The organism is Neoroseomonas oryzicola, assembly GCF_012163135.1.
Classification (GTDB): domain Bacteria; phylum Pseudomonadota; class Alphaproteobacteria; order Acetobacterales; family Acetobacteraceae; genus Neoroseomonas; species Neoroseomonas oryzicola.
In genome coordinates this window covers 638,076-647,565 of record NZ_JAAVUP010000001.1, presented here as the reverse complement: position 1 = coordinate 647,565, position 9,490 = coordinate 638,076, and the positions used below count along the sequence as shown (strand labels likewise).

The following is a 9,490-nucleotide window of genomic DNA, read 5'->3' as shown; positions in this document are numbered from 1 at the left end:
GGCCTACCGCGATCCCAGCGCGATCGGCAGGACCTCGACGACCAGTTCCGCGATCAGCCCGGCCGAGACCGGCAGCAGCATGCTCGAGAGCAGCCGCAGCGCCACGAAGCGCCAGCCCAGCACGGGGTATTCCCAGGTGATGATCCGGTGCACCGCGAAGACGCACCATCCGCTGACCAGCGCGACCATCTGCGGCACGCCCGCGCCCGCCTTGGCGAAGGCCAGCACCAGCGGGAAGGTCACGAAGGGCCCGCCCGGCATCAGCCCGCCCGCGACCGAGCCCAGCAGCACCCCGGCGAAGCCCGAATCGGGCCCGATCCAGGCGACCGCCGCATCGGCCGGGATCAGCTCCGCGAGGAAGGCCGCCATGGGCAGCGCGACCGCGAACATCGGCAGGATCTTGATGAGGTTCTTGCCGGTCTCGACCCCGGCCTTGTGGACGGCCGCCGGCCCGCGCCGCAGGCAGAAACCGAGCGCGATGACGGCGAGCACCCACAGGAAGATCTGCCCCGGCGTCACTTCGGCGGTTCCCAGGCGATCGGCAGGCGGCGCGCGATCCACCCCGCCAGCAATGGCATGGGAAGGGTGATGACCACCCGCAGGATGGCGAAGCCCGGCCCGAGCAGCGGCGCCTCATAGACCAGCACGCGCTGGAACCCGTTCAGCGTCCAGGAGGTGATGTAGGCCACCAGCGCTCCGCGATCGGCGCCCGCGCCGGCCAGCACCAGCACCAGCGGAAAGGCGGCCATCGGCCCGCCTGGCGTCAGCATCCCCGCGAGCGTCGCGACCGCCAGGCCGAACCAGCCGCTCTCGGCCCCCATCCAGCGCGCCAGCGCGCCGGGCGACATCAATTGCCGCAACGCTGCTGCGAGCAGCATCCCGGCCAGCAGCGAGGGCGCGATGAACAGGAAGAGTTCCCAGGCGTGGTAGAGCGCCCGCCCCACCGCCGGCCCGCCGTCGCGCTGCCACAGCGCGGCGGCCCCCAGCGAGGCGATGGCGCCGATCACCAGCAGGCTGGCATGGCGGCGGAGGAAGCTTGTCACGGCCGCACCCTGCTGCGCCGCAGCGAAGCGGGCAAGGTGGCCTGTGGACGGGACCAGCGTCGCGCGGCATGCATGGCGGATGCAGCCCCCGCGCCCGCCCGACCTGCCGACGGACCATCCCGGCCGGCCGCTGCTCGCGCGGCTGGAGGCGCTGGCCCGCTGCGAGATCGTCGCGCCGGAGGGCATCCGCCACGGCCCGCTGATCGGCCAGCTGCGGCACATGATCGACCGGAACGTCGCCCCGGGACCGCGCGACGGGCCGCTGATCCTCTCGCCCTTCGCGCATCTGTCGCGGCTGCTCGACCCGGCCGAGGCGCTCGCCATGCTTGCGCCCGCACCGCCGGAGGCCCTGGACCGCATAAGCGCCGGGCAGGGTCTTTTGGTACTCGATGGAGCGAGCGAGGGCCGCGCCTTCCGCGGCGAGGAAGCCGCGATCCTGCATGGCGCGCTCGAGGCCTCCGGCATTCCCGCCGGGCGCACCGCCTGGGTGCAGCAGAACCGCGCACTCGGCACCGAGTATCGCGCCTGGTGCGCGGCGCGCGGGATCGAACCGGTGCGCATCGTGACCGGCGACGGCTATGCGCTCGGCCTGTGGCACCGGCTCTTCGCACCCGAGATCAAGCCGCTGCCCGGCGAGCCTCCGCCGCGCTGGCCCTTCGGCTTCGCGCTGGCCTCGGACGGGCCGCGCCGCAATCGCTGGATCTGCCTGAACTACGTAGTGCGCGCACATCGCGCCGTGCTCGCCGCCTGGCTGCTGGCGCGCGAGGAACCCGGCCACCTGACCTTCTCGGTGAAGCGCATCGAGGAGGACGAGGCGGCCCGGAGCCGCTTCGCGCGCGACGCGACCTGGCTCGCCCGCGTCGAGCCGGGGCTCTATCCGCGGGTCGAGGCGCTGCTTGCCTCCGGCATGGACCGCACCGGCGACACCAAGGCCTTCGCGCACAGCCACTGGCGCGTCCATTCGCTGCCGATGGAGGAGGTCGCCGCCTCGGAGCTCTTCATCGTCACCGAGACGGAGATGGTCTGGCCCAACCTGCACCGCTGGACCGAGAAGACGCTGAAGGCACTCGCCAGCGGCCTGCCCTTCATCGTCTTCGGCAATCACGGCACGGTCGCGGGCCTCGCCGAGCTCGGCTTCGACACGCTGCCCGACCTGGTCGACCACGGCTACGACGCTGAGCCCGCGCCGGACCGCCGCTTCGCCGCGGCGCTGGCGTCGGTGGCGCGCTTCCTCGGCCGTGCGCCGGGTTTCACGCCGGCGGAGATGACGCGGCTGCGCCTCGCCGCGCGGCACAACCGGGAGGTCTTCGCCCGGCAGATCCTGCGCGTCGCAGCCCTGGACCCGATCGACGAGATCCTCGCCGCGGCGCGCGCGCCCTGACGGTCAGGCCCGCGCCGAAAGTGCAAGGGCAGGGGGCCGCGCCGGGGGCATCCGCCCGGCCGGGGCATAGCCCTGGACGTTCGCCTTGGGCAGCGCGGCGCCCGCGATCGTCTCGATGACGCGCGATTGCAGCGCGACCGCCTTCTCGAGCAGCCGGCGGTTCTCCCGCCCCAGTTCCTCGAGCCGCCGGGCGAGAATCGCCGCCGCCTCCCGCACCGGCCCGTCCGGCGCGGCGCCGTGCTTCGCCTGGGCGGCATAGGCGGCGGCGAAGGCATCCGAGGCGGCAATCTTGCCGTTGGCGAGGTTCGCCGCGCGCGACAGGTCGAGCGCGGCGAGCGCCTCGTTCTCCGCGCGCAGCGCCTCGGCCAGTCGCTGCCCGGCCAGGATCAGCGTGTCCATCATGGTGCGGTCTCTCCCGTGTTGGGGGTGGCGGCGGCGCGGAGACGGTTCATCTCCCGCAGCACGGTGTCCGAAAGGCCGAGGCCCGCGCCCGCGCGCACCGCGGCCGCGGCATAGGCCTCGACCAGGAAGGGCTGCCATTGCGCCTCCGCCGCGCCGCCGCCGAAGCGGGAGCGGGAAAGGTCGGCGGTCGAGAAGACCGGCTGCAGCAGGGTCGCGAAGGCCTGGGCCTCGAAGTCGCGGGCGGCGCGACGCATCGCGGCCTCGTCGCCGGTCGCGGCCGGGGCGCGCAGCGGGCGCGGGGCGGGAGGCGGCAGGGCAGGGGCGTCCATCAGCGGACCTCCACCTCGGCCTGCAGGGCGCCCGCGGCCTTGATCGCCTGCAGGATGCTGATGAGGTCGCGGGGGCCGACGCCGAGGCTGTTCAGCCCGCGCACCAGTTCCTCGAGCGTGACGGAGCGCGGCAGGATGCCCATGCGCCGGTCGCTCTGGTCGTCCACCTGCACCTGGGTGCGCGGCACCACCACGGTCTCCCCGCCCGAGAAGGCGTTGGGCTGGCTGACCTGCGGTGTCTCGGTGACGCGGATGGTCAGGTTGCCCTGGGCGATCGCGACGGTCGACACGCGGACATTGGCACCCATGACGATGGTGCCCGAGGCCTCGTCGATCACGACGCGGGCGACCTGGTCGGGCTCGACGCGCAGCTGCTCGACCTGGCTGAGGAAGGCGACCGGGCTGCGGCCGCCGAGGGCCACGGTGACGGTGCGCGAATCGCTCGCCGTCGCGACCTCCCCGCGCATGGCGCGGTTGATCGCCGCGGCGATGCGCCGGGCGGTGGTCAGGTCGGGGTTCCGCAGGGACAGCCGCACCGCGTCGCGGCTGGCGAGGCGGAAGGGGACCTCGCGTTCCACGATGGCGCCATTGGCGATGCGCCCCGCGGTCGGCACGCCGCGGGTGACCGAGGCACCGGCGCCGCGCGCGCTGATCGCCCCCGTCGCGATCGCGCCCTGCGCCACGGCGTAGACCTCCCCATCCGCGCCCAGCAGCGGGGTGACCAGCAGCGTCCCGCCCGTGAGGTTGGTGGCATCCCCCAGCGCGGAGACCGCGATGTCGATCCGGCTGCCCGGCCGGGCGAAGGGCGGCAGGTTCGCCGTGACCATCACGGCGGCGACGTTGCGGGTGTCGAGCTGCCGTTCGTTGTCCCGCGTGTTCACGCCCAGCCGCTCGAGCATGCCAACCAGCGACTGCCGCGTGAAAACCGAGGCGCGGAGCCGGTCCCCCGTGCCGTTCAGCCCCACCACCAGCCCGTAGCCGACCAGCTGGTTGTCGCGGACGCCCTCGACATCCGCGATGTCCTTGATCCGGACCTCCTGCGCCGCGGCGGGCAGGACGAGGGCGAGCAGCAGCGCCAGCGCTCCCATCAGCCTCTTCGCGGTCGCGTAATCCTTGGCGGCCAAGATGCCTCTCCCGCGCGCGCCACCCGGCGCGCCCTTCCCAGGGTCCGATGCCGGCGCGGCCCGGCCGGCCGGCGGGGTTCCTGTCGCAAGGGGCGTGCCAGGGCGGGCGGCGGGGCGGTCCGGCAGGAAGTGCCGCCGGGCGGCGCTACATGCCGGGCGACCGGCAGAGGAGGATGCATGGTGGTGATCCGCGGAGTCGGCGGTGGGGCCCCCGTCCGGCCCGGCCGCGGCGGCCGCGGCGGCGCGGGCGGCTTCGCCCTCGGCGGGGCGGGGGAGGCGCATGGGGCGGGCGCGGCCTCGGCGGCGGCCGCGCCGGCGGCGATCGGGCTGCTCGCCCTGCAGGAAGGGGCGCCGGCGGCCGAACGCGATGCCCGGGCCGCGAGGCGCGGCCAGGCGCTGCTGCGCGAACTCGCGGGGCTGCAGGCCGACCTGCTGGCGGGGCGCCTCGATCCGGCGCGACTCGGCGCCATCGCGGCACTTGCCGAGGGCGAGGCCCCCGCGGACCCGGCCCTTGCTGCCGCACTGGCGTCGATCGCGCTGCGGGCCCGCGTGGAACTCGCACGCCACGGTTACGAGTGACTTTTGTCACGAGACTGAAAACCACGACGTATCAGGGATTTGCCGTCAAAGCCCCCCTTGGCTTTTCCTGGGGCCCGCGTCTATGTTCCGCCCGCTTTCAGGAGGGGGTGTCGCACCGCCCAGGGAGCAGGCGGGCAGACGACGCGCCGGGGGAAGGACTGAATATGCTTGTGACTCTACCGCCCGACTACCGACCCTCGGACGCCGAGGAGTTCATGAACCCCCTGCAGCTTGAGTATTTCCGCCAGAAGCTGCTCCGCTGGCGCCAGGACCTGCTGCGGGAAGCCGGCGAGACCCTCTCCTCCCTCTCCGAAGGCGGCATCGCCGAACCGGACCTCACCGACCGGGCCAGTGTCGAGACGGACCGGGCCCTCGAGCTCCGCACCCGCGACCGGGCCCGCAAGCTGATCAGCAAGATCGACCAGGCGATCGACCGCATCGAAAACGGCACCTACGGATATTGCGAGGAAAGCGGCGAGCCGATCGGCCTGCGCCGCCTCGAGGCCCGCCCCATCGCCACCATGAGCATCGAGGCGCAGGAGCGCCACGAGCGCATGGAACGCGTGCACCGGGACGACTGAGTCTAGGTCCGCCGCAGAAGGTCCGGCGGCGGATCGTCCAGTTCCGGGGGCGCCACGGCCAGCTTGTCGCGGACAATCAGTCCCTCGTCATTCTCCGCAACGCGCCCCACCCGCGCGGCGACCGGCCAGAAGGCCAGCAGCGCATCCTCGGCCGGGCGCAGCAAGCCGGTCAGGGTCGCCTCGTTGTCTCCGGCCAGCCAAGTGTCCCAGGCCTCCGGCGGCAGGATCACCGGCATCCTTTCGTGCAGCAGCGTCTGACGCCCCGCCGCGGCGCAGGTGACGATGCTGTAGGTCCGCAACCACTCCCCATCCGGCTGCTTCCATCCTTCCCACAGCCCCGCGCAGGCCATCGGCTCCCCGGACCGCAGCGCGCAGGCGAAGGGCTGCTTGGCCTTGCCCTCGCCCCGCCATTCATAGAAGCCGTCCATCGGCACGAGGCAGCGGCGCTTGTGGAAGGCGTCGCGGAAGGCCGGCTTCTCGGCGACCGATTCGCCGCGCGCATTCATCATCCGCGCCGCGCCCGAGACGTCCTTCGCCCAGCGCGGCACCAGCCCCCAGCGCAGCACGTCGAGGTGCCGCTGCCCGCTCTCGGGGTGCCGCCGCACCACCAGCCCGTCCTGCGTCGGCGCCTTGTTGAAGGACGGCAGCAGGTTCGGCGTCGCATTCGTGGTGCCGAAGTAGCGCGCGATGTCGCCCGAGGACCGCGCCTGGAAATACCTGCCGCACATGATGTTTGTCCGCCGGAGAGGTAGCCGCCACGCCAACCCTACGCGCAAGGCGGAAAGGGGGGCAGGGCCCCCCTTGGACCCCCCTTCAGAATGGGAGGATGATGTCGAGCAGTTCCTGCCCGGTGCGCGGCCGCTGCACGTCGCTGATCGTCCCCCGCCCGCCATAGGCGATGCGCGCCTCGGCCAGCCGGTCGTGCCGGACGGTGTTGTCGCTCGCGATGTCCTGCGGGCGGATCACCCCGCCCACGGTCAGGTCGCGCAGCTCGCTGTTCACCCGCACCTGCTGCCGGCCCGTCAGCACCAGGTTCCCGTTCGGCAACACCTGGGTCACCGTCGCCGCGACGCGCAGCGTCACGCTCTCGTTGCGGCGGATCGACCCTGTGCCGTTCACCCCGCTGGTCGAATTCGCCTCCACCAGCCGCGAGGGATCGATCCCGGTCGGAAACAGCCGCGCATAGGACGACTGCAGGCCGAGCATCTGCGGGATGCCCATCCCCTCGCTGTTGTCGCGCGACCGCACGGTGCGGTTCTGCAGTTCCGCCTCGTCGGCGATCGCGACCAGCACGGTGACGAGGTCGCCCACCGCCGCCGCGCGCTGGTCCCGCAGGAAGGTCCGGCTGCCCGGCCGCCACAGCGAATTGTTCGCGAGCGGCGGATCCTGCGGGTTCGGCATCGGCATCGACACCGGTCGCCAGCGCGGATCGGCGGTCGGGTTCACCACCCCGGCCATCTCCGGCGCGTCGCCGAGGCGCGACAGCCGCTCGGCCCCCGAACAGGCCGCCGCGATCAGCGGCAGCATCAGCAACAGGGCGCGGCGCATCTCAGCCCCTCCGTGCCGTGGCCATCGGCATCACGCCGGGCGTGACGCGCACCCGGCCCGGCCCGATCGCGATCGCCTCGACCACCGAGCGCGACATCAGGTTCATCACCGGCAGCCTCTCGCCGAGTGCCGCCGCGTCCAGGGCGCGGCCCTGCGCGGTGAGCGCGATGCCCGGCGCCTCCAGCACCATCACCACCGGCTGGTTCTTCGCGACCACCGTCGCGGCGACCAGGTCGACCAGCATGAAGGGCAGGTCGGCGCCGATCGGCCGGCGCACCTGCTTGCCGATCACCTCCTCGGCGCGCTGGGCCGCGCCGGGGCGCACGCGCTCGGCGCGCAGGCGGCGTTCCTCGACATCGCCGGGGCGCACCACCTCGCCGACCGCGATGCGCCGCACGGCGAGCACCACCGGCACCGTCGGCACGGCGCGGCCGGTGATGCGCGTGCGCTGCGTCGCCATGCCCTCGGCCGCGACCGCCAGCGTCGCGGCGAAGCGGCGCGTCGCGCCGTCGAAGGACGGCGTCTCGATCGCGATCTCGGGCAGCGCGGCGACCGGGACGACCGGCGGGGCGAAGCCCGGCAGTTCCAGCTCCGCCTCGGCATCGGCGCCGAGGCGTGCGATCTCGGCCCGCAGCAGCGCCTCGACCTCCTCGCGCGGCACCGGGCGGCCGGGGCGTTCGACGATGCTGCGCTCCTCGCCCGAGAGCGGTCGCCAGGCGAGCCCGTGCCGCCGCGCGATCGCGGCGAGGTTCGAGGCGTCCAGCACCATCCGCCGCCCGGGCGGCGGCGCGGCGCCGATGGCCAGTCCCTCGAGCCGCCCGGCATTCTCGAAGATGTCGCCGAGGCGCAGCGTCGCTTCCTCGGCCATGACCACCGGACGCGGCGCGGGCGGCAGCCCCTGCGCGCGCGCCGGCAGCGCGAGGCCCGCCAGGGCGAGGATCGACCGCCGGCGCATCAGCGCAGCCTCGTCAGCGTCGAGAGCATCTCGTCGGAGGCCGTGATGACGCGGGAATTCATCTCATAGGCGCGCTGGGCGGTGATCAGCGCCGTGATCTCCTGCACCACGTTGACGTTGGAGGTCTCGATGAAGCCCTGCATGGTCTGGCCGTAGCCGACCGCGCCGGGCGCGCCCTGCTGCGCCTCGCCCGAGGCCGGGGTCGCGAGGAACAGGTTGTCGCCGATCGCCTCGAGCCCGCCTTCGTTGGCAAAGATCGCGAGCTGGATCTGGCCAACATTCTGCGGGTTGGTCTGTCCGTCGATCTTGGCCAGCACTTCGCCGGTCGCGTTGATCGTCACGTCGCGCGCATTGGCCGGGATGGTGATGCCCGGCTGCACGACAAAACCTTCCGCGGTGACGATGGTGCCTTCCGCCGACAGGCCGAAGGTGCCGTCGCGGGTATAGGCGGTCTCGCCCGAGGGGAGCTGGATCTGGAAATAGCCGTTGCCGCGGATGGCGAGGTCGAAGCGGTTCTCCGTCTGCTGCAGGTTGCCCTGCTCGCTGATCCGATAGACGGCCGCCGTGCGCACGCCGAGGCCGACCTGAGCGCCCGAGGGCAGCACCGTGCCGGTGTCGGCGGATTGAGATCCGGTGCGGCGGAGGTTCTGGTAGATCAGGTCCTGGAACTCGGCCCGGCGGCGCTTGAAGCCGGTGGTCGAGATGTTGGCGATGTTGTTGGAGATGACCTCGACATTGGTCTGCTGGGCCATCATGCCGGTGGCGGCGACGTGGAGGGATCGCATCTCGGTCTGACCCTTACGAGCGACGGCGCAGGATGCGCTCGACGGCGGTGGACAGGCGCTCGCCCTCGCGCTCGGCGAACTGGGCGGCGAACTGGAATTCGCGGAGCTCGGCGGTCAGGCGTGTCATCTCCTGGATCGGCTGGACGTTGCTGCCCTCAAGCACGCCCTGGCGGATGCCGGGGCGGTCGAGCGCCTCGGGCTGCGCGCCGGCCGGGTCGAAGTGGCGGTCGCCCTCGGCGCGCAGCGCCTGCGGGTTGTCGAAGCGCACCACGCGGATGCGGCCGAGCACGCCGTTCTCGCTGCGGATGGTGCCGTCGCCCGTGACCTCGATGCGGGTGTCGTTGGGTGCGACGGCGATGGGCGCGCCGGCGGTGTTCAGCAGCGCCGCCCCTTCCATGTCCACGATCCGCCCGCCATCGCCGATGGTGAAGCGCCCGGCGCGGGTGAAGCGTTCCCCTTGCGGCGTCTCGACGGCGAAGAAGCCCTCGCCGGTCAGCGCCAGGTCGAGCGGATTGCCGGTCGACTGCATGCTGCCCGACTGCATCTCCCGCCAGGTGGCGCGGTCCTGGACGAAGGCGGTTTCGCGCATGCCCGGCGCCTGGCCGGCGGCGGATTGCCGCGCGACGAAGGCACCGAACACCTCCCGATGCGCCCTGAAGCCGGGCGTGTCGGCATTGGCGACGTTGTTCGCCAGCACCTGCGTCGCCCGCGACTGGAGCGTGAGGCGGGAGAGGATGATGTAGCCCGGGCTGTCCATGCGGCG

General features: G+C 73.0%; 13 protein-coding genes. 3 read left to right on the top strand and 10 right to left on the bottom strand.

What is annotated here, in order from left to right; genetic code table 11:
- Positions 1 to 3: 3 nt before the first annotated feature.
- Positions 4 to 519: a hypothetical protein gene (locus GWK15_RS03115; protein ID WP_168038941.1), complete on the bottom strand. Its 516-nt coding sequence runs from the start codon at positions 517 to 519 to the stop codon at positions 4 to 6.
- Positions 516 to 1,043: a hypothetical protein gene (locus tag GWK15_RS03110; protein ID WP_168038939.1), complete on the bottom strand. Its 528-nt coding sequence runs from the start codon at positions 1,041 to 1,043 to the stop codon at positions 516 to 518. Before GWK15_RS03110 ends, GWK15_RS03115 begins: the two co-directional genes overlap by 4 nt.
- Before the next feature lie 79 nt (positions 1,044 to 1,122).
- On the opposite strand from GWK15_RS03110, the gene GWK15_RS03105 reads away from it, so the two are divergent.
- Complete coding sequence (locus tag GWK15_RS03105; RefSeq protein WP_168038937.1) at positions 1,123 to 2,424, top strand: hypothetical protein; 1,302 nt, start codon at positions 1,123 to 1,125, stop codon at positions 2,422 to 2,424.
- A 3-nt stretch (positions 2,425 to 2,427) separates the two neighbouring features.
- Here the strand turns inward: GWK15_RS03105 and GWK15_RS03100 are convergent, their stop codons facing one another.
- Genes GWK15_RS03100 through GWK15_RS03090 form a run of 3 tightly spaced genes read right to left on the bottom strand, consistent with a single transcriptional unit; the run spans position 2,428 to position 4,243 of the window.
- Positions 2,428 to 2,826, bottom strand: a complete 399-nt coding sequence (locus tag GWK15_RS03100) for a hypothetical protein (RefSeq protein ID WP_168038935.1) — start codon at positions 2,824 to 2,826, stop codon at positions 2,428 to 2,430.
- Positions 2,823 to 3,155 carry a rod-binding protein gene (locus GWK15_RS03095; protein ID WP_168038933.1) on the bottom strand — a complete coding sequence of 111 codons (333 nt, stop codon included), beginning with the start codon at positions 3,153 to 3,155 and terminating at the stop codon, positions 2,823 to 2,825. Before GWK15_RS03095 ends, GWK15_RS03100 begins: the two co-directional genes overlap by 4 nt.
- Entirely contained in the window at positions 3,155 to 4,243 is a 1,089-nt protein-coding gene (locus tag GWK15_RS03090) for a flagellar basal body P-ring protein FlgI (protein ID WP_168040243.1), read from the bottom strand. Before GWK15_RS03090 ends, GWK15_RS03095 begins: the two co-directional genes overlap by 1 nt.
- A gap of 219 nt (positions 4,244 to 4,462) precedes the next feature.
- Between GWK15_RS03090 and GWK15_RS03085 the strand changes: the two genes are divergently transcribed.
- Together GWK15_RS03085 and dksA are read left to right on the top strand one after the other, a co-directional pair.
- Positions 4,463 to 4,858: a flagellar assembly protein FliX gene (locus GWK15_RS03085; protein WP_168038931.1), complete on the top strand. Its 396-nt coding sequence runs from the start codon at positions 4,463 to 4,465 to the stop codon at positions 4,856 to 4,858.
- Between the two features lie 164 nt (positions 4,859 to 5,022).
- Positions 5,023 to 5,439, top strand: a complete 417-nt coding sequence (gene dksA / locus GWK15_RS03080; RefSeq protein ID WP_168038929.1) for an RNA polymerase-binding protein DksA — start codon at positions 5,023 to 5,025, stop codon at positions 5,437 to 5,439.
- A gap of 2 nt (positions 5,440 to 5,441) precedes the next feature.
- Here dksA and GWK15_RS03075 read toward each other — a convergent pair whose 3' ends face one another.
- The 5 genes from GWK15_RS03075 to flgF all read right to left on the bottom strand — a co-directional run bounded on the left by GWK15_RS03075 (position 5,442) and on the right by flgF (position 9,484).
- Positions 5,442 to 6,167, bottom strand: coding sequence for an SOS response-associated peptidase (locus tag GWK15_RS03075; RefSeq protein WP_168038927.1), 726 nt, complete (start codon positions 6,165 to 6,167; stop codon positions 5,442 to 5,444).
- Between the two features lie 85 nt (positions 6,168 to 6,252).
- Positions 6,253 to 6,987, bottom strand: a complete 735-nt coding sequence (gene flgH, locus GWK15_RS03070; protein WP_168038925.1) for a flagellar basal body L-ring protein FlgH — start codon at positions 6,985 to 6,987, stop codon at positions 6,253 to 6,255.
- A 1-nt stretch (position 6,988) separates the two neighbouring features.
- The gene (gene flgA, locus GWK15_RS03065) at positions 6,989 to 7,942 is read right to left on the bottom strand and encodes a flagellar basal body P-ring formation chaperone FlgA (protein ID WP_168038923.1); all 954 of its coding nucleotides are present in this window, start codon (positions 7,940 to 7,942) and stop codon (positions 6,989 to 6,991) included.
- Positions 7,942 to 8,727 carry a flagellar basal-body rod protein FlgG gene (gene flgG / locus GWK15_RS03060; protein WP_168038921.1) on the bottom strand — a complete coding sequence of 262 codons (786 nt, stop codon included), beginning with the start codon at positions 8,725 to 8,727 and terminating at the stop codon, positions 7,942 to 7,944. The genes flgA and flgG overlap by 1 nt, the downstream gene beginning before the upstream one ends.
- Positions 8,728 to 8,740: 13 nt before the next feature.
- Positions 8,741 to 9,484 carry a flagellar basal-body rod protein FlgF gene (gene flgF, locus GWK15_RS03055; protein ID WP_168038919.1) on the bottom strand — a complete coding sequence of 248 codons (744 nt, stop codon included), beginning with the start codon at positions 9,482 to 9,484 and terminating at the stop codon, positions 8,741 to 8,743.
- Positions 9,485 to 9,490 lie beyond the last annotated feature (6 nt).

Excerpts from the sequence above, each read along its gene's own strand:
- GWK15_RS03105 (WP_168038937.1), top strand. The coding sequence starts at position 1,123 with ATGCAGCCCCCGCGCCCGCCCGACCTGCCGACGGACCATCCCGGCCGG.
- GWK15_RS03100 (WP_168038935.1), bottom strand. The coding sequence starts at position 2,826 with ATGATGGACACGCTGATCCTGGCCGGGCAGCGACTGGCCGAGGCGCTG.
- GWK15_RS03095 (WP_168038933.1), bottom strand. The coding sequence starts at position 3,155 with ATGGACGCCCCTGCCCTGCCGCCTCCCGCCCCGCGCCCGCTGCGCGCC.
- GWK15_RS03090 (WP_168040243.1), bottom strand. The coding sequence starts at position 4,243 with ATGGGAGCGCTGGCGCTGCTGCTCGCCCTCGTCCTGCCCGCCGCGGCG.
- dksA (WP_168038929.1), top strand. The coding sequence starts at position 5,023 with ATGCTTGTGACTCTACCGCCCGACTACCGACCCTCGGACGCCGAGGAG.
- GWK15_RS03075 (WP_168038927.1), bottom strand. The coding sequence starts at position 6,167 with ATGTGCGGCAGGTATTTCCAGGCGCGGTCCTCGGGCGACATCGCGCGC.
- flgH (WP_168038925.1), bottom strand. The coding sequence starts at position 6,987 with ATGCGCCGCGCCCTGTTGCTGATGCTGCCGCTGATCGCGGCGGCCTGT.
- flgA (WP_168038923.1), bottom strand. The coding sequence starts at position 7,942 with ATGCGCCGGCGGTCGATCCTCGCCCTGGCGGGCCTCGCGCTGCCGGCG.
- flgG (WP_168038921.1), bottom strand. The coding sequence starts at position 8,727 with ATGCGATCCCTCCACGTCGCCGCCACCGGCATGATGGCCCAGCAGACC.
- flgF (WP_168038919.1), bottom strand. The coding sequence starts at position 9,484 with ATGGACAGCCCGGGCTACATCATCCTCTCCCGCCTCACGCTCCAGTCG.